Here is an 18,317-nt window from a genome sequence, read left to right as displayed (position 1 = left end):
CCTAATTAAACACTACAACGTTTATAGTTACGGTATTTTGGTAACCAGTAATTTTTGTCGATTGCTGCCCATAATGCATCATCCGTAATCTCAAGAGCAACGCCCTCTTCGATTGCTTTTTTAGCGATGGCAAATGCAATACGTTTACTTAGCGTTTCAATTTCAGTCAAGGCTGGTAATAAACTACCTTTACCTGTGTTTGCACGCGGCGACGACTCTGCAAGCATTTCGCTAGATACACTTAACATTGCATCTGTAATGCGTGTCGCTTTAGCGGCAATAACACCTAAACCAATACCCGGGAAAATATAACTGTTGTTACATTGTGGGATTGGGAACATCTCGCCATTGTACTCAACAGGATCAAATGGGCTACCTGTGGCAACAAGTGCTTTACCGTCAGTCCACTTAATCACATCAGCAGGATGCGCTTCTACTTGCTTAGATGGATTACTTAATGGGAAAATAATTGGCTGTTCACAACCGGCATGCATAGCGCGTATTACTTGTTCTGTAAATAAGCCAGGTTGACCAGAAACACCAATCAAAATGTCAGGCTCAGCACAGTGCATAACATCAAGCAGTGATGCGTACTCGCCGCTGTATGTCCAATCACTTAACGAGCCTGTAGGTTGTGCAAGTGCTTGTTGGAAATCGCGTAAGCCTTCCATACCCTCACTAAGCAAACCAAAACGGTCAACCATAAATACTTGGCTACGCGCTTGAGCTTCTGAAATACCTTCAAAAACCATTTGGCTAATAATTTGCTCAGCAATACCACAACCAGCAGAGCCTGCACCGACAAACACTACTTTTTGCTGGCTTAGGGTTGAATTTTTAACACGACACGCAGCAAGTAAAGAACCGACTGTTACAGCCGCAGTACCTTGAATGTCATCGTTAAAGCTACAAATTTCATTGCGGTAGCGCTTAAGTAATGGCATTGCATTTGGCTGTGCAAAATCTTCAAATTGAAGTAATACATTTGGCCAGCGACGTTTAACCGCTTTAATGAATAAATCTAAAAACTCATCGTATTCATCTTGAGCAATACGCTTATGGCGTGCGCCCATGTACATAGGATCGTTTAAAAGCTTTTCGTTATTAGTACCCACATCAAGCATTACAGGCAATGTGTATGCTGGGCTTATACCACCACACGCTGTGTAAAGTGACAATTTACCAATTGGGATACCCATGCCACCAATACCCTGATCGCCTAGGCCTAAAATACGCTCGCCATCGGTTACAACAATAACTTTTACTTTACCTTTGGTAGCGTTGCGTAAAATGTCGTCAATTTGGTAGCGATCTTCATACGAAATAAATAAACCACGTGCGCTGCGGTAAATGTCTGAGAATTTTTCACAAGCATCGCCCACTGTCGGTGTGTAAATGATTGGCATCATTTCTTCAAGGTGGTCACGTACTAAACGGTAGTAAAGTGTTTCGTTGTTATCTTGAATCGCACGTAAGTAAATATGCTTATTAAGGTTGTCGGTAAAGCTAGAATACTGCTGATAACAACGCTCAACTTGCTCTTCTATTGTTTCAAAGCGAGGAGGAAGTAAACCAGCAAGATTGAAATTTTCGCGTTCTTTTTTACTAAAGGCGCTGCCTTTATTTAATAGCGGTGTTTCAATTAGGCCAGGGCCAGAATGATGAATATATAAGTAGTTAGGATCAGTATTAGTTGTCATATTTCCAGGCTTTAACGGAGTCTTAAGTTATGATCTGTTATTATCAGTGTTAGAGGTTTAATTGCAACGACAATTAAGCTAGTCAGACCATTGAGAGAAAATACATGCGGGCTTCACTGCCCGCATGCATATTATACATAATTTAAAATTTGATAGTGGCGTTATTATCAGTTAAATCAGATAACGCAACACCTTCACGGCGCGGATCAGCGCCACCATATAAGGTATTATTTTTAACTTCAACTGCGTGTAAGCCTGAGTTTAAATCAATAATACGTACATTGTGGCCGCGTTTAGTAAGCGCAGGCGCAATGGCTTCAATGGTTGTGCCTTTTTCAAGGCTGGTGTAATCGTTACGATTTGTTGTACGCGGTAAGTTAATGGCGTCTTGCGCTGATAAATTCCAGTCAATAACACCCACAACAACTTGTGCAACGTAATCGATGATACGGCTACCACCAGGTGAGCCTACGATTAAGCGTAAGCTACCATCTTTATTAAATACCATTACCGGTGACATAGAGCTACGCGGGCGTTTACCAGCCTCTACACGGTTTGCTACAAGCTTGCCGTTTTTACGTGGCGATAACGAAAAGTCAGTTAGTTGGTTATTTAAAATAAAGCCATTAACCATAACCGTAGAGCCAAACGCCATTTCAATTGAACTTGTCATCGAAACGGCATTACCTTTACTATCTACGATAGATACATGTGAGGTAGAAGGTAACTCGTATGAATCATCCATTGCATAACTTAAGTACCCTACAGGATTACCTGCTACGGCTTTTTGGTCTGTTTCGGTAATTAATTTAGCGCGTGAGGCAATATAATCTTTGTTTAAGAGCTCTTGTGTAGGTACCTGAGTAAAATCGGGATCGCCCATGTACATATCGCGATCGGCAAATGCAATACGCGAAGCTTGGCTAAAGTAATGAATCGCCTTTTCGCCATTTGGCTTAAGTGCGCTCATATCTTTATGTTCAAGCAAGCCAAGCATTTGCAGTACTGCTACGCCGCCACTACTTGGTGGTGCCATAGAACACACGTTATAAGCACGGTATTGAATACATACCGCATCGCGCTCTTTACTTTTATAATCTGCTAAATCTTGTACGCTTAATTTACCAGGGGCAATTTTAGAGTGTTGTACCGCATTAACCATTTGTTTTGCATTTTCGCCTTTGTAAAATGCATCAATGCCCTGCTTTGCAATGTCTTTGTACAAATCAGCAAGTGGTTGATTCTTTTTAACACTACCCACTTCAATTAATTTACCATTTGGGTAAAAGTATTCGTTAATAATTGGCATGCTCAACACGCCAGGGTTTAACTGTCGGGCTAATAAGCCATGTAAACGCGGCGAAACTACAAATCCTTGTTCTGCAAGTTCAATAGCCGGTTTAAAAAGCGCTTCCCACGGTAATGTACCGTATTGTTTATGTGCGCTTGCAAAGGCATGTAAAATACCGGGTACACCAACAGAGCGTCCACCTACTACGGCTTCAATCCATTTAACGGCTTTACCGTGTTTATCTAAAAACAGCGTTTCGTCTGCATTTGCAGGTGCAGTTTCGCGGCCATCAAAACTAGTCAATTTATTGTTAGCTTTGTTGTAATACATCATAAATGTACCACCGCCAATACCTGAGGATTGCGGTTCAACTAAAGTAAGCACTAGTTGAGTAGCAATCGCAGCATCTACGGCACTGCCGCCTTGGGCTAAAATTTGTTGACCGGCTTTTGAGGCATATGGATTTGCCGCAGCTACCATGTATTTATAACCTTGCACTACTTTTTTATGGATTAATCCGGTAGCAGCTTCAGGTTCGCGAGTTTCAATTTGAGTTGTTTGCTGTGCAAATGAAGGCAGTGATACTGCGCACAGTCCAATGGCAAATAATGAGTTAAGTTTAAAATGCATAAAAATACTAAAAACACTTAATTACGTAGTTGTATTTGGCATCTTAAAGTTAAACGGGCACAATATGCAAAAATTTTGACTAAAAAAATATAATAAAATGCTTAATTTACCTATTCAACCTCGTTATATATTACCGCCTATTATTTTGCTGCTTTTTAGTACCATTTTTGCTGCATTTGATTTAAATAGTTTACTTGAATTTAACCGAAGCCTAATTGATGATGGCGAACTGTGGCGAATTTTTTCTAGCCAATTTGTTCATGCTAATTGGGCTCATTTGGGATTAAATGCCAGTGGTGTTTTACTAATATGGTTACTACATGGCGAATACACATCCCCTACTCGCTACGCTTTTAATGTAATTTCGCTAGCACTGTGGTGTGGACTCGGTGTTTATTGGTTTTGCCCAAACATACATATTTACACCGGATTAAGTGCTCTACTGCATGGTGTAATTATTTGGGGCGCAGTTAAAGATATAACCGTAGGGCTTAAGTCGGGTTATTTATTATTTATAGGCATATGGATTAAAATAGCGTTTGAGCAATTTAGCGGCCCTAATGCTGATATAGGAAAGCTTATTAACTCCACTGTGGCTATTGATGCACATTTAATTGGTGTAATTGGCGGGACTCTGCTTGCCATACCACTGGTTATAGAGCTCTTTAAAAAGAAAAAATAAAGTTAGATTTTGTTCAACCCAATAAAAACGCCGCATTAGTTAACTAAACCAATGCGGCGTTTTTGTTTTTATAATTAAAGCTTAAAGCGTTTCTTTAAATAATTTATGAATACGGCGGTATTCGTCTAACCAGCTTGAAGGCTGTACAAAGCCATGCGGTTCAACAGGGAATATAGCTGTTTCAAAATTTTGTTTTTCAAGCTCTATTAAGCGCTGTACTAAACGCACTGAGTCTTGAAAAAACACGTTATCGTCAACCATTGGGGCATTAATTAATAAACGTTTGTTTAAGCCCTCAGCGTAATAAATTGGCGAGCTGCGCTCATACGCAATCGGGTCAACATCAGGATGGTTTAATATATTAGCTGTATAACCTGTATTGTAATGTGCCCAATCGGTAACAGGTCTAAGTGCCGCACCCGATTGAAACAACTCAGGCGCGGTAAACAATGCCATAAAGATCATAAAGCCGCCGTAAGAGCCACCATAAGTGCCGACTGCTTTGGTATCAACGTTGGCATTTTGCGCCATCCATTTAACGCCATCGGCTAAATCTTGTGTTTCAGGCGTTCCCATTTGACGATAAATCGCGGTGCGCCAATCACGCCCGTAACCTTTAGATGCGCGGTAATCCATATCCATTACTATGTAACCTTCATCAGCGAGCAATGAATGAAACATAAATTCACGAAAATAAACCGAAAATCCCATATGTGAGTTTTGTAAGTAACCCGCGCCGTGGTTAAAAATAACCGCTTTGCGGTTTTTACCTACTTCACCTTCAACGTAATCAGCTGGGTAGTACACTTTTGCGTATATTGGTTGTTCGGTATGGCTAGATGGCACGGCAACAATTTTAGGTGCAGTTAGCTTTTTAGCTAAAAACTCATCCGACACTGTATGGGTTAAGCGCGTTGCTTTTGTATTGGCTTGTGCGTCAGCTACATAAAGCTCATTAGGCATGGTAATTGTAGAGTGCTTAAGGAGTAACTTAGTTTCATCTGGGCTCAACGTGTAATCGGTCATGCCGTTTAAATCAGTAACTTGCTCGCTATTACCTGTTTGCGGGTTAACGCGGTAAATTTCGTACAGACCTGGGTGTTCAACATTCGCTTTGTAATAAATTGCGCTGTCGTCACTTGTAAGCGTTAAGTTGGAAACCTCAAATTGGCCTTGTGTAAGCGCAGTTGCACTTCCATTGACTGGCTTTTTATAAAGTTGGCTGTAACCCGACTCTTCCGATAGGTAATAAAGCGTGTTCGAGTTATGTAACCACCCAAAGTCGTTAAACGCATAAGCAATCCATGCATCGTCATGTAGGCGATGTTGCGACACAAGTTTGTTGTTTTTAAAATCAACAGTAGCAAGCCAACGGTCTTTGTTGTCCCATGCTTCGAGCATGATAGCCACTTGCGAGCCGTCATCGTTCCATACTATTGGGCTTTGCTCAAAACCCCAGTCCATAATAAGGTTAATGCCACGAGGCGCCTTTTTAGACTTATATGTTTTACCATCACGTGCATAATTTTCTTTTTTCACTGCGGCTAAAACATCTTCGTCAAAGCCCGGTAAAGTATTAAAGCTAAGTGAAGTTTGCTCTTTGTTAGTTAAATTGATGTAGACAAGCTTTGAGGTTTCTTCTTTAGCATCTGCAACACGGCGGCGTGCTTTTTTAGGCTCAATGGTTGCATCATTAGTGATGTAATTTGGCATAATATCGCCATCACCACGCCAATCAGTTTGCTTTTGTACAACGACTAATAACGCATCACCATTTGGCGAAAGCTGAGCCTCTGCAACTTTATTACCGTCACCTAAGTAGTAAGCCGTGCTAGCAATTGAATCGTTTTGTTCATTAATTTGCTCACTGCGTGCTTGCTTATCTTTTTTATTTTTTTGTTGAAGCGCCACAAACTTAATCAATTTATGCTGCTCTTTAGCAATATACGTGCTTGGCTCTTCAATCCCTTTTGGCTCATCAGTAAGTTTTAAGTTAGCAAGCTCGCTCGTTAAGCCTGTTTTTAAATCAACTTTAAAAAACACATTGCCTTGGCGGTAAACTAAATCGCCATTATTTAAAAATTGTGGTTTAGACTCGTTTGCTGATGTAGCTGTAATTTGCTTAAGTTCACCGGTTTTTAGGTTTTTAACAAACACATTGCCTTTAAATGTGTAAGCCGCCATTGTTTTATTTTTAGAATAAACGGCTTTATTAGAACCCACAGTATGAAGTTTATTAAGAGCTACTTGCTCTGCTGTTTGGCTAGTAACAGATTGGCTAAATAAATTGCGTAGTGTATTACCTTGCTCTTTTTGAGCATAAATAATAGTGGCCGAATCGCTAGCCCAGTAAGCGTTCTCTGGCTGATTGCCCATCCAATCAGGGTCGGCCATTGCTTGTTCTAGCGTTATTTTTTGTGAGCCGATATCAGCTGGCGTGTTCACAACCGCAGCAACCTTACTTGCTGGTAAAGCACTTTGCTGTGTTGAAGAGGTGTTAGCGGTAGCGCTACAGCCTACAAGCATAACACTTGAGGCAACAGCTAAGGCCACTAACGTTTTAGATGAATAAAAATTAAAAATCATAGTGCTTCTATACGGTTATTATAATTAGGCCGTATTTAAGCAGAAGCACTCAAGTTATTGCAATTATTTAAGACAAATAGCCATTAAACAGGGTAAAGCTCAGTTACTAATTGTAATAGACGTTATTCAATTACTAAATCAAGCCACACCATGCGGTGATCGCTCGATGCGTTTCTATCTTTAATTAAACGATATTCATTACTGGTTTTAGTTGGCCAAAACACCCCACCGTCCTTAATTTTTAAACCATAGTTTGATGGTAAAACGTAATCAACACGGGCTTGCCAATTAGCACTGTAATTTTGTGCATATGGCACATCATACTGCTCTTTAGCACCTTCGCTTTTTGGAACAAAGCTTGCGTTGATAAGTGGGTTTTTAAGTAATTGGTCGGTGGTATTTGTACGGGCTTTGTCCCCCTCAGGGGCTGCATTTAAATCGCCTAAAATAACAAAACGAGAGTGAACTTTTAAACCGCCCTTTTCGCCTTTATCGTCATAAATATACTTAGCATTTGAAACGTAATCGGCAATTAACCTTACTTCATCGTGGTTACGCTTGCCGTTTCTATCCTCTTCACCGTCAAATACAGGCGGTGTTGGGTGAGATGCAATAACATGAATTGTTTTATCATTTACGCTAATAGGTAAATCCCAAAACGATTTAGAACTGAGCCTAAGTGCTTGCCATTCTTGTGCGTTATACCAGTTTTCACCTGTTTTAGGCATTACAGGCATTTGTGCATTTGGCATGTCTTTATATTTAAAGGTTTGAAGGGTTCTTACTTTATCAAAATTAATTGGGTATTTTGACAAAATAGCCATACCATAATGCCCTTCAAAAAAGCCAAAGCCTTGTGCATCGCCCATCACGCCATTTTTTTTGCCATCATTATCTAAATCAAACTCGGTAGCTAGGCCTGTATTTACTGGTGCAATATAAGAGTAAGGGTAGTTAATAGCGGCTTGTTTTTGCTGACCTACATTTAAATAATGCTGATTAAAGTATTCAATGCCTTGCTCTTTTGGGATGTAATCAAATTCGTTAAGTAAAATAATATCAGGGCGAACACGCTGAATAATTTCCGCTATGTTCTTAATTTGCTGGTGGTTAGCTTTAAGTGCATTAACTAAAGCATCACTTTTAACTTGCTCACCTTTAGGTGTGTGATTAGTTGCATCCATACTTACATTAAAAGTTGCAACACGAAGAGATTCCGATGCAAATGTATTTAAGCTAAATAATGCAGTAATGGCTAGCACACCAGATATTGTTTTTAGTTTCATTGTTTTACTTCACAAATTTAAAATTAGACTTTAACAGTATTACATATTCAAAGCCCATTTTTATGACAAAAAAATACCGGCTTAAAAGCCGGTATTTATATAAAGGTATGATAACTATTCACTGAGCACTAAATTGGCAGCTGCTTTTAAAATACCAGGATAATCTTGCTCTGGTAGGTACTCTGTAAGTTCACCAAGTTTGTCTGCAAGCTCACTCATATTAACAGCTGATACATTAATATGGCCCATTTTCCGACCTGGCTTAGCTGTTTTACCGTACCAATGGCTCGTTACATCAACCGTTTTTAATACTTCACTTGGAATACTTGGTTGGCCTAATACGTTTATCATCGCGGTAATGTGTTTAAGCTCTGTATTACCAAGCGGCAAACCTGCAACAGCACGCATGTGGTTTTCAAACTGTGAGCAATGGCAGCCTTGTTGCGTCCAGTGGCCTGAGTTATGTACACGCGGTGCAATTTCGTTAACGAGTAACGTGCCTCTTACATCAAAAAACTCAATTGCTAATACGCCAACGTAGTTAAGCTCGTTTGCTATTTTTGTAAATGCATCGTTTGCTTGAGCTTCAACACTTTGATTATTTTTACCGGCAATAGAAAGCGTTAATACACCATTTGTGTGCTCGTTTTCTGTTAGCGGATAAATAGCAACATTACCGTGTTTGTCGCGTGCACCAATAATAGATACTTCACGATCAAACGGAATCATTTTTTCAGCAATAATTGTATGTGGCGCAAGTTCGGTGCCTGATGCAATAAAATCAGCCATTTGTGACCAAATTTCGTCTATTTGATCATCAGATTTTAAACGCCATTGGCCTTTTCCGTCGTAACCCGCTTGGCATGTTTTAATTACAAGTGGTTTACCTAGAGTTTTAACGGCAAGTTCTAAATGCGCTTTTTCCGTAATTAATTGGTACGGCGCACAAGTTACGTTTGTTTTATCAAGCAATGCCTTTTCAAGCGAGCGATCGCCACCTGTTTTAATAGCGGCTTTTCCTGGGTAAAACTTATTACTGTTACAGCAAAGGGTTAAAACATCATCAGGAATGTGCTCAAACTCGGCAGTAATGGCATCAGCGTTTGATATTGCTTGCTCAAGCGACGTGTTATAAATGTCACCGGTTAGCGGGTGCATAATTTGTTTACTGCCTACATCGTACGAAACAACGTTTAAATTAAGCGGCGATCCTGCAAGGCTCATCATACGTGCAAGTTGCCCTGCACCTAATATTAAAATATTCATTATTACTCTGCAGGGTTTGGATTAGCTAATATAGTGTCGGTTTGAGCTTTACGAAACGCTTCAATTTTTGCAAAAATTTCTGGATTTTGACATCCTAAAATTTGTGCAGCTAATAAACCCGCGTTTGCTGCGCCCGGCTCACCAATTGCAAGCGTACCTACTGCAACGCCTTTAGGCATTTGGCAAATAGATAAAAGTGAATCAACACCATTTAATGCTTTTGATTTTACAGGTACGCCAAGTACAGGAAGCGACGTAAAAGCAGCCGCCATACCAGGTAAATGCGCTGCGCCGCCAGCACCAGCAATAATAACTTTAATACCACGTTCTGCGGCTGAACTTGCGTAATCAGCAAGTAATTGAGGAGTGCGGTGTGCAGACACGACTTTGGTTTCGTACTTAATGCCAAAATGCTCTAGCATAAGTGCTGCATGTTCCATGGTTGGCCAATCTGATTTTGAACCCATAATAATGCCAACAGTCATAAATACTCCTCAGTAATGTATTTTAAAAATAGCGGACTTATGTCCGGTTTTAGGCGGGTATTATACCCAAACCAAGTTTAATTGCGACTCACAAAAACAAAAAAAGCCATGTTTAAACATGGCTTTTTAGAGTTAACGGGTAAATAGCTAATTAAGCTTCTTTACTCGCTAGGTATTCTGCGTAGTTGCCTCTAAAGTCGATAACTTTACCGTCTTTAATTTCCCAAATACGGGTTGCAACAGATGATACAAACTGACGATCGTGGGATACAAACATCAATGTACCTTCGTAAGCTTCAAGGGCTAAGTTAAGCGCTTCAATTGATTCCATATCCATGTGGTTAGTTGGCTCATCCATTAACAATATGTTTGGCTTATGCATCATAATTTTACCAAACAACATGCGGCCTTGCTCACCACCTGAAATTACTTTAACTGATTTTTTAATATCGTTTTGAGAGAATAACATACGGCCTAAGAAGCTACGAACCACTTGCTCGTCGTCGCCTTCTTGTTGCCATTGCTCCATCCACTGAAACAAGTTCATGTCGGTTGCAAACTCATCAGCGTGATCTTGCGCGTAGTAACCAATATTAGCATTTTCTGAGAACTTAAACTCACCAGCTTTAGGTGCTAAGCGCCCTGCTAATGTATTAAGTAATGTTGTTTTACCAACACCATTTTCACCAATAATAGCAATACGTTCGCCAACTTCTACTAAACCTTCAAGTCCAGAAAACAATGTATTGTCGTCAAAACCTTGTGTTAAGTTTGTCATTTCAAGTGCGTTTCTGAATAACTGCTTTTCTTGGTCGAAACGGATAAACGGTGTTTGGCGTGAAGATGCTTTAACTTCGTCTAATTGGATTTTGTCGATACGTTTAGCACGCGATGTTGCTTGCTTAGCTTTAGATGCGTTAGCAGAGAAACGAGATACAAACTGTTGAAGTTCAGCAATTTGGTTTTTCTTTTTAGCGTTTTCGTTAAGTAATTGCTCACGTGCTTGCGTTGCTGCAAACATGTATTCGTCATAATTACCTGGGTAAATACGAAGCTCGCCGTAGTCAATGTCGGCCATGTGTGTACACACAGAGTTTAAAAAGTGACGGTCATGCGAGATGATTATCATGGTACAGTCGCGCTGATTTAACACGTCTTCTAACCACTTGATGGTGTAAATATCCAAGTTATTAGTAGGCTCATCAAGTAGCATAATGTCTGGGTCTGAAAACAACACCTGTGCAAGTAGCACGCGCAGCTTAAAACCCGGTGCAATTTCTGACATTGGGCCAAAGTGTTGGTCAGTGCCAATACCTACACCTAATAAAAGCTCACCTGCTTTAGATTCCGCAGAGTAACCATCCATTTCAGCAAATTCGGTTTCAAGATCGGCTACTTTCATACCGTCTTCTTCACTCATTTCAGGTAAAGAGTAAATACGGTCACGTTCTTGTTTGATTTCCCACAACTCTTTGTGGCCCATAATCACGGTATCGATTACTGAGTATTCTTCGTAGGCAAACTGATCTTGATTAAGTTTAGCAACGCGTTCGTTAGGATCAGTACTTACATTACCTGAAGACGCTTCAAGCTCACCACTTAAAATTTTCATAAATGTTGATTTACCACAACCATTTGCACCGATTAAACCGTAACGGTTACCATCGCCAAATTTTGCTGAGATATTTTCAAATAATGGTTTAGCACCAAATTGCATGGTGACATTAGCTGTACTAATAATAGCGCTACCCTCCAAAGGAGTAATGATGTATTTAAATTGCGCGCAGTTTAAACCAAAATGGCCTGTTTTTCTATGAAAGTTTAAAAGCAAACCACTGCGTTTTAGCCATTTGTTATGGCTATGTAGTTAGTAGTAAAAATAACGGATTAGATTTAATGGTTTCGTTAATATTTATTCAACTTATTCTAATTAAAATCCATAAAGTATGTTTTATAAACAGGCATAAGAGATTAGAAATTACAATACAAATTAGAGTAAAAACACTTTTAACGTGTTTGTGTGTCTACTTAACTCATTTTTGTTCACCCTATAATAATAAAAAGTTATATTTATGAAAATAAAGTACTTTTAGAGCTTTTACACTAGTTGCTACTTTTTAACCAAGATGAAATTAATTCAAATTACAATTTTTACACATCGCTAATTCCTCATCCTATTTACCTATCAAATCATTAAAAACATAAACTTTTGCAACACATGAAAAACAAAATTAACCTTTAGTGAATATCCGTTAAGTTTAACGATTACTTTTATTGAGTATTTTTCACTTTTGAGCCGTTTATTGCTTTGTTAGTCTTCAAATCTGAATTTTTACCTACGTAAAAAATTGACCAATTTACACAGGGCAACACACAAGATGAGCAAAAAATTAGCGACGCTTATTAGCGCAAGTATTGTATTCGCACCCGCTGTTTCGGCAGTAGAATTATACAAAGATGACAAAAATACTGTTGAAGTTGGTGGATATCTTGATGTGCGTGTAATTAATACACAAAACGAAACCGAAGTTGTTAACGGTACCTCGCGCATTAACTTTGGATTTACCCGAAAGCTTAAGAAAGACTGGACAGCACTCGCACTCGTAGAATGGGGTGTAAACCCTGTTGGCAGCAGCGATATTATTTATAACAATCGTTTTGAGTCTATCCAGGATGAGTTTTTGTATAACCGTTTAGGTTACGCAGGGCTTTCGCACGAAAAATATGGCCAACTTACCATTGGTAAACAATGGGGTGCATGGTACGACGTAGTTTACGGCACAAATAATAGCTTTGTATGGGATGGCAATGCGGCTGGTGTTTACACCTATAACAAAGACGATGGCGCTGTTAATGGCACTGGTCGTGGAGATAAATTAGTGCAGTACCGCAATAGCTATAACGATTTTAGTTTTGCAGTACAAGCGCAGCTTAAAAACAGCGAATTTTATACCTGTGACGTCACCGACATTTCAGAAGAAGAATGTGAAGCACTTTGGAACTCTGGCGATAGTGCAGCCCAAGAAGTTGAATTTAATTACACATTTGGGGCGTCTGTAACTTATACCCCAACTGACATGCTAACACTTACAGCAGGTGTTAACCGTGGTGAGTTTGATTTAACGTTTGGCGATGGTTCTACTCGTAATGTTGAAGATTTAATTTATGGTGCAGGTATTATGTGGGGCAACATTGATGAGCCCGGCCTATACGTTGCAGCCAACGTAAATAAAAACAAAAACCACGACACAGACAACATTGGTCGCTTAATTAAAGACGCAATCGGTGTAGAAACATTTGCATCTTACCGCTTTGATAACGATTTTCGCCCTTTTATTGCCTACAACGTGTTTGATGCCGGTGATGATTACGTAATTCAGCCAAACTTTAACGCCGACCCAGAAGATGTGTTTAAGCGTCAGTTTGCTGTTATTGGCCTTCACTACTTAATTGACGAAGACACTATTGCCTACGTAGAAGCGCGTAAAGACTTTAGCGACTTTGAAAGCGATAACGACGATCAACAAGCACAAATGGAGCAGTCGGAAGATGACGGTATAGCATTTGGTTTTAGATATAAGTTTTAAATATAAGTTTATAAAACGACTACAACTTCCCTAAGCACAACCCTTTTAGCCCTTTTAACTTTTTTAACTGGGCTTTTTTTATTCCGCCATACTTTTTTGAATACTCAATTTTGCATTTAAGGCTATTTCAAAAAAGGCATTAACAGCCGCATTGGTATCTGCTTTTTTAATTTGTAATAGTACCATTCACGATGCCCCTATTTTTAACGTTTACCGTTTTGCTGCTCATTACAATGATCGAGGAAAACTTTAATTAATCACTCATAGTCCACACTCGGCATTTATATTTTTAGTGGATGTAGTTACCGCAGGCTTTATTATTTTGACTACCTCTTTGATTACTTCTTTCTAATTTGACTTTATTGCTAAGTTTAGCGTTATAGCAATATCTAGTATGATGTGTTCTTTTGCTATAAAGCCACCAGCCAATTTATATTAACTGCATTAAGAGTATAAAAAGATGCTAAAACCATATTGAAATAGCAAAGTACTTACACTGCTTATTGCTGATCACAAAGGCGAAAGGCTGATTAAAAGCAGTAACAAATAGATGTGTATATGCTTCATGGGTACTGACGGTATTCTAATTTAATAGTTGTGAACTGTATATAAAAACAGTACATGTAATTGCTGTGCAAAAATAATTTAAACTTACCTTTTTTTGTAAGTCGTTAATAATATTGAACTAAGTAAATTGTTATAAAGCTGATTAAGCATTCTAAATACACAAAACAGTGTTAACTGTATATGCATACAGTCAACACTTAAATCTATCTAGCTTACTTTTTAATAAACGTACTATAACCAGCTAATGCCTTAGCCACACTAATTGATGGATTATCTGAATGCTCAGCACCTTTGTTTATAGCACTTTGCCACACAAGGTTATTGTTAGGGTTGGCTGTTAAAACGGTCTCTAAATTACTAAACGCTTTTAACATTAACGGATGCTCTGCCCCACCCACCGAAAGATATAAATAAGTAGGCGCCTTAACTTTGTTATCTTGAGCACTTAAAAACGCTTCTAAATTATTAACTACGGTCATATCGTCATACCAAGCCGCAGGGCTAAAAGCAAAATAGCCATTAAACAGTTCAGGTTTTGTATGCAGTGTATAAAGTACAAAGCTACCACCTGCCGAAAAACCACTTAATACACGGTTATTACTAAGCTTATATTTTGCTGATAAATAAGGGAGTAACTCAGTTTCAATAAACGCTAAAAACTTGTCGGCTTCACCATTTGGTTCAATAAGTGTTTCATGCTCTGGACGCGCTTGTGTATTTACATCTTGGCGGGCATAAGGAGGTACTAAATCGCGATTACGTGTATCTGTAAAAAACAAATTAGGAATAGACACCAATATAGCCTTATCCCCTTTTTTGCTCTTAGCTTGTTTTGTAAGTGCTTTATCCCATGTATCTAAATTAAAGTTACCATCGGTTTTAATAATTAACGGATACGCTTTTTTAGGATTATAATTAGCGGGCAATCTTATAAACACTTTGCGCGACTCATTAAGCACGCTTGAGTTAATTGTTACATCTGTATAGGCCGATACATAATGGTTGTAATAGCGTATAGCTAAAATACCAATAGCAAAAATGACTACGGCTAAACTTAAATTAATAATATAGTGTTTTGTTATTTTTATTGCCATACGGCATTCCTTTCAATGTTTAGGAGTTATTTAATCGAGCTTAACCCATTGCTTTATTTCCAGCGCAGTCATAATAAGCTCAACCGAAAACGCGGCTAAAATCATGCCCATCACTCGCGTTAAAATAGACGCGCCGCCAGTACCAATTAGCTTAATAATTTTACCCGAAAGCAGCAACAGTATTAATGTAATACCCAACACACCAAGTGTAACAAGCGCTGTGCCTATTTGAGTAGTAATTGGGTGTATGTGGTTATCGGTAAGTAGTATTACCGCCAAAATAGCGCCAGGAGTCGCCGTTGCAGGTATAGCAAGCGGAAACACCGCTATATCGTGGTCGGGGTCTTGTTTGGCTTTGTTAGAATCGTTTCCAAAAATCATTTGCAGGCCAAACAAAAACAATATAATTCCGCCCCCTAACTGAAACGACACCAACCTAATTCCCATCGCATTAAGTATTAGTTGCCCTATTAAAATAGAACCCAATAATACGCCCCCGGCATAAAGTACCGTTTTAAATGCAGTTTTACGGCGTTGTTGATCAGTTAAATGAGAAGTAAGCGCAGCAAACAGCGCCATAGTGCCTATTGGGTCAATGGTCGCCCAAATTACAAGCGCATCTTGAGAGAGTTTTTCTAGCATATAAAATCCTTGTTAAGCGTAAATGTTTAATAAAACACGGGTAACAAATTCATTTACTTACGCTTAACTATAATAGAAAGCCGCTATTTTTTGTATTTTATTTACTGAGCTTTAAGGATTGAGGATTGAAAAAAGGTAAGCACTTATAATTGCCGCCTTGAGTTAAAGTGATTTATGCCAAATAGAATTTTCTCTTAAACTAAAACCTAGCTTCATAAGTAAATTATGGGAACGTGCATTATGTGCACTCACCTCAGCAGACAAATGTTTAAGCGGAATATGCTTAACTAGGGTTTCAATAAAACCGGTCACCACTTCAAACATTACGCCCTTATCCCAAAAGTCAGGATGCAGCTCAAATCCTATAAACGCACTACTTTTACACGGGGTTAAATTATAAAGCCCACAAGTACCCATTAACTTTCCAGATATATTATGTTCAATTGCGACTCTAATCACTTCGCCTTCGTAATATGCACTAATATCATCTTGTATTAATTGCTTGATTTGCGTTTTGCTAAGTGGTGTTTCGTAGTCGTTAAATTCTGACACGTGCGGGTGATTTAAAATATTAAATAAACACGCTGCGTGTTTGTGGGTAACTAAACGTAGCGTAACGCGCTCAAGCTTTGTGGTGTTAAACATTTTATTTAAGTGGTTAGTTAAATTAGCTCTTTATGGGCACGCATTATTAACTTACCATACCCTATTAACAAGCATTATCTTTAGCAAAAAGAGTGGATAACGTAATGAGTGACGATTTTAAAGTAATACAACCCACTACCACAGTATATTGCCCAAAGCGCGGCGAAGGCTGGACCTTAACAGGCATTACTAATATTAACGAGTTTACCTCAGTAATGTTTGACGGCACACGCTATACACTTCCAGCACGCGAAATAGTAGAAGAACTTCTTCCTAACCAATTAGCGCGTGAGCAAAATAGCTAACCAAACACATACACAGTAAAAAGGCTGCAATTTTGCAGCCTACTATCTAATTAACGAGTTAAAATGCATCGTCTTCGCTGTAAACATTAACGTTTAGCTCGTCATCATTTTCAAATACCACAAACGAAATAGGCTTACAGCATACTTGGCAGTCTTCTATGTATTGCTCATCAATATCTGCTGCATCAAGTAATACTTCTATACTTTCTCCACAATAAGGGCAGCTTATTGATGTTTCTGTTAACTGGTTCATTTATCACCTGCTAATTTATATCACGAATGTTGTCACTTTAATGAACACGTAAGCATAATTCAACACCCCATTAAATAACGCATACTTGGCTAACCCAATTAAACCGTGCTACTAACTTAAATAGTGATCTTGTTACTAGCCTTATCCCTATAAAACTTGTCAAAGCACAATATTTTTCACCATAGATAAGTTGGCCAGCCCTCTACAATGAAATTGTATTAGCACTTAGCGGGTCTAACTTTATAAGTATTTATAAACTCATAGTACAGATGGATAATTTTATGAAAAAATCACTTACGCTTGCATTAACATCTGCCGTTATTTTGTTTAGTACATTTTCCCATGCAGAAAAAACCGAAAAAGCCGTTCTAGCTGGAGGTTGTTTTTGGTGTATGGAAAGTGACTTTGAAAAGCTCGAAGGCGTAACCGATGTAATATCGGGCTTTACTGGCGGTAAACTTAAAAACCCGACATACAATGGTAATCATAAAGGCCATTACGAGGCCGTAGAAATCACATACGATCCAGCAATAGTAAGCTATCAGGGTATACTTGATCATTACTGGGTTAATATTGATCCTTTTGATGCCAAAGGCCAATTTTGTGATAAAGGCCCTAGTTACTTAAGCGCTATATTTGTACAAAACGACGAACAACGTAAATTAGCCGAAAAAACAAAAGCAGCAGTAGCTGCCGAGTTTCCTAACCAAACTGTGGTTACACCTATACTAAACGCAAGCACCTTTTACCCTATAAAAGGGAGGGAAAGCTTTCATCAAGATTATTACAAAAACAATCCAATCCGATACAACACCTATCGTTGGCGTTGTGGTCGCGACAGCCGCCTAGAAGAAATTTGGGGCGACAGAACAACCCATTAATCGCGTTTAATCAGGTGATCCACTGTAAAATATTAAAAGGCTGATTTAATTATCAGCTTTTTAATATTTTAGTTATTGCGAGATTCTTTAATAAATCGATATCTAAATTCAGATAAGTAACCCACAATGCTAATAAGCAAAGCAGAATTAAAATCACCTCTCACAAGCTGTGTCCAAACATTTCCTTCTCCATTAAAGCTAATGTAAATAACCATAATAAAAGCAAGAAACGCTGAAACTTGATACATCCAAGAATATTCACCAAAAAATTTCTGTGTCACACTTTTTTCTTTTAATTTATCTTCCACAATTAATCTCCATTTTATATTGCTATTAATTCCTAGCTATAACATAGCCAAAATAGGGGATTTATAATAAAGGTTTATTTATACACCGTCTATTTCATAAAGCCTTTGT

Annotated in this window: 16 protein-coding genes; 4 read left to right on the top strand and 12 right to left on the bottom strand. The window is 38.7% G+C overall.

Translation table 11 applies throughout. The annotated features are described in order from the left end of the window. Positions 1 to 5: 5 nt before the first annotated feature. Together H5087_RS07740 and ggt are read right to left on the bottom strand one after the other, a co-directional pair. Positions 6 to 1,700 (bottom strand): NAD-dependent malic enzyme, encoded by a 1,695-nt coding sequence (locus H5087_RS07740; RefSeq protein ID WP_024604382.1) that lies wholly within the window; start codon positions 1,698 to 1,700, stop codon positions 6 to 8. Between the two features lie 142 nt (positions 1,701 to 1,842). Further along, on the bottom strand, positions 1,843 to 3,621 hold the full coding sequence (gene ggt, locus H5087_RS07735; protein ID WP_182671648.1) for a gamma-glutamyltransferase: 1,779 nt from the start codon (positions 3,619 to 3,621) through the stop codon (positions 1,843 to 1,845). A 97-nt stretch (positions 3,622 to 3,718) separates the two neighbouring features. Here ggt and rrtA point away from each other — a divergent pair, with 97 nt between their 5' ends. Continuing rightward, complete coding sequence (gene rrtA / locus H5087_RS07730) at positions 3,719 to 4,303, top strand: rhombosortase (RefSeq protein ID WP_182671647.1); 585 nt, start codon at positions 3,719 to 3,721, stop codon at positions 4,301 to 4,303. 81 nt (positions 4,304 to 4,384) lie between these two features. Here rrtA and H5087_RS07725 read toward each other — a convergent pair whose 3' ends face one another. The 5 genes from H5087_RS07725 to H5087_RS07705 all read right to left on the bottom strand — a co-directional run bounded on the left by H5087_RS07725 (position 4,385) and on the right by H5087_RS07705 (position 11,667). Further along, entirely contained in the window at positions 4,385 to 6,889 is a 2,505-nt protein-coding gene (locus H5087_RS07725; protein ID WP_182671646.1) for a prolyl oligopeptidase family serine peptidase, read from the bottom strand. Between the two features lie 122 nt (positions 6,890 to 7,011). Then, positions 7,012 to 8,175: an endonuclease/exonuclease/phosphatase family protein gene (locus H5087_RS07720; RefSeq protein ID WP_182671645.1), complete on the bottom strand. Its 1,164-nt coding sequence runs from the start codon at positions 8,173 to 8,175 to the stop codon at positions 7,012 to 7,014. Between the two features lie 114 nt (positions 8,176 to 8,289). After that, positions 8,290 to 9,441, bottom strand: coding sequence for a 5-(carboxyamino)imidazole ribonucleotide synthase (locus tag H5087_RS07715; RefSeq protein WP_182671644.1), 1,152 nt, complete (start codon positions 9,439 to 9,441; stop codon positions 8,290 to 8,292). Between the two features lie 2 nt (positions 9,442 to 9,443). Continuing rightward, complete coding sequence (gene purE / locus H5087_RS07710; protein ID WP_002962540.1) at positions 9,444 to 9,926, bottom strand: 5-(carboxyamino)imidazole ribonucleotide mutase; 483 nt, start codon at positions 9,924 to 9,926, stop codon at positions 9,444 to 9,446. A gap of 151 nt (positions 9,927 to 10,077) precedes the next feature. Then, on the bottom strand, positions 10,078 to 11,667 hold the full coding sequence (locus tag H5087_RS07705; protein ID WP_076914937.1) for an ABC-F family ATPase: 1,590 nt from the start codon (positions 11,665 to 11,667) through the stop codon (positions 10,078 to 10,080). A gap of 637 nt (positions 11,668 to 12,304) precedes the next feature. Here H5087_RS07705 and H5087_RS07700 point away from each other — a divergent pair. Beyond that, the gene (locus tag H5087_RS07700) at positions 12,305 to 13,513 is read left to right on the top strand and encodes a porin (protein ID WP_182671643.1); all 1,209 of its coding nucleotides are present in this window, start codon (positions 12,305 to 12,307) and stop codon (positions 13,511 to 13,513) included. Positions 13,514 to 14,292: 779 nt separating this feature from the next. On the opposite strand, the gene H5087_RS07690 is transcribed toward H5087_RS07700, so the two are convergent. The 3 genes from H5087_RS07690 to H5087_RS07680 form a co-directional block, all read right to left on the bottom strand. After that, positions 14,293 to 15,174, bottom strand: coding sequence for an alpha/beta hydrolase (locus H5087_RS07690; RefSeq protein WP_182671642.1), 882 nt, complete (start codon positions 15,172 to 15,174; stop codon positions 14,293 to 14,295). Between the two features lie 30 nt (positions 15,175 to 15,204). Then, a complete protein-coding gene (locus H5087_RS07685; protein WP_033029579.1) occupies positions 15,205 to 15,816 on the bottom strand; it encodes a MarC family protein in 612 nt (203 codons plus the stop codon). 162 nt (positions 15,817 to 15,978) lie between these two features. Then, entirely contained in the window at positions 15,979 to 16,461 is a 483-nt protein-coding gene (locus tag H5087_RS07680) for a GNAT family N-acetyltransferase (RefSeq protein WP_002962624.1), read from the bottom strand. Positions 16,462 to 16,565: 104 nt separating this feature from the next. Between H5087_RS07680 and H5087_RS07675 the strand changes: the two genes are divergently transcribed. Continuing rightward, positions 16,566 to 16,766: a hypothetical protein gene (locus H5087_RS07675; protein WP_002962626.1), complete on the top strand. Its 201-nt coding sequence runs from the start codon at positions 16,566 to 16,568 to the stop codon at positions 16,764 to 16,766. A gap of 58 nt (positions 16,767 to 16,824) precedes the next feature. Here H5087_RS07675 and H5087_RS07670 read toward each other — a convergent pair whose 3' ends face one another. Then, positions 16,825 to 17,019: a CPXCG motif-containing cysteine-rich protein gene (locus H5087_RS07670; protein WP_002962627.1), complete on the bottom strand. Its 195-nt coding sequence runs from the start codon at positions 17,017 to 17,019 to the stop codon at positions 16,825 to 16,827. A 281-nt stretch (positions 17,020 to 17,300) separates the two neighbouring features. Between H5087_RS07670 and msrA the strand changes: the two genes are divergently transcribed. Further along, positions 17,301 to 17,900 (top strand): peptide-methionine (S)-S-oxide reductase MsrA, encoded by a 600-nt coding sequence (gene msrA / locus H5087_RS07665; protein ID WP_182671641.1) that lies wholly within the window; start codon positions 17,301 to 17,303, stop codon positions 17,898 to 17,900. A 68-nt stretch (positions 17,901 to 17,968) separates the two neighbouring features. Here the strand turns inward: msrA and H5087_RS07660 are convergent, their stop codons facing one another. Further along, on the bottom strand, positions 17,969 to 18,208 hold the full coding sequence (locus H5087_RS07660; RefSeq protein WP_182671640.1) for a hypothetical protein: 240 nt from the start codon (positions 18,206 to 18,208) through the stop codon (positions 17,969 to 17,971). Positions 18,209 to 18,317: the final 109 nt, after the last annotated feature.

The sequence above is a fragment of the Pseudoalteromonas sp. SR43-7 genome (genome assembly GCF_014163785.1).
GTDB lineage: Bacteria > Pseudomonadota > Gammaproteobacteria > Enterobacterales > Alteromonadaceae > Pseudoalteromonas > Pseudoalteromonas distincta.
This window is presented reverse-complemented; position numbering and strand designations above follow the sequence as displayed.

Excerpts from the sequence above, each read along its gene's own strand:
- H5087_RS07740 (WP_024604382.1), bottom strand. The coding sequence starts at position 1,700 with ATGACAACTAATACTGATCCTAACTACTTATATATTCATCATTCTGGC.
- ggt (WP_182671648.1), bottom strand. The coding sequence starts at position 3,621 with ATGCATTTTAAACTTAACTCATTATTTGCCATTGGACTGTGCGCAGTA.
- rrtA (WP_182671647.1), top strand. The coding sequence starts at position 3,719 with ATGCTTAATTTACCTATTCAACCTCGTTATATATTACCGCCTATTATT.
- H5087_RS07725 (WP_182671646.1), bottom strand. The coding sequence starts at position 6,889 with ATGATTTTTAATTTTTATTCATCTAAAACGTTAGTGGCCTTAGCTGTT.
- H5087_RS07720 (WP_182671645.1), bottom strand. The coding sequence starts at position 8,175 with ATGAAACTAAAAACAATATCTGGTGTGCTAGCCATTACTGCATTATTT.
- H5087_RS07715 (WP_182671644.1), bottom strand. The coding sequence starts at position 9,441 with ATGAATATTTTAATATTAGGTGCAGGGCAACTTGCACGTATGATGAGC.
- purE (WP_002962540.1), bottom strand. The coding sequence starts at position 9,926 with ATGACTGTTGGCATTATTATGGGTTCAAAATCAGATTGGCCAACCATG.
- H5087_RS07700 (WP_182671643.1), top strand. The coding sequence starts at position 12,305 with ATGAGCAAAAAATTAGCGACGCTTATTAGCGCAAGTATTGTATTCGCA.
- H5087_RS07690 (WP_182671642.1), bottom strand. The coding sequence starts at position 15,174 with ATGGCAATAAAAATAACAAAACACTATATTATTAATTTAAGTTTAGCC.
- H5087_RS07685 (WP_033029579.1), bottom strand. The coding sequence starts at position 15,816 with ATGCTAGAAAAACTCTCTCAAGATGCGCTTGTAATTTGGGCGACCATT.
- H5087_RS07680 (WP_002962624.1), bottom strand. The coding sequence starts at position 16,461 with ATGTTTAACACCACAAAGCTTGAGCGCGTTACGCTACGTTTAGTTACC.
- H5087_RS07675 (WP_002962626.1), top strand. The coding sequence starts at position 16,566 with ATGAGTGACGATTTTAAAGTAATACAACCCACTACCACAGTATATTGC.
- H5087_RS07670 (WP_002962627.1), bottom strand. The coding sequence starts at position 17,019 with ATGAACCAGTTAACAGAAACATCAATAAGCTGCCCTTATTGTGGAGAA.
- msrA (WP_182671641.1), top strand. The coding sequence starts at position 17,301 with ATGAAAAAATCACTTACGCTTGCATTAACATCTGCCGTTATTTTGTTT.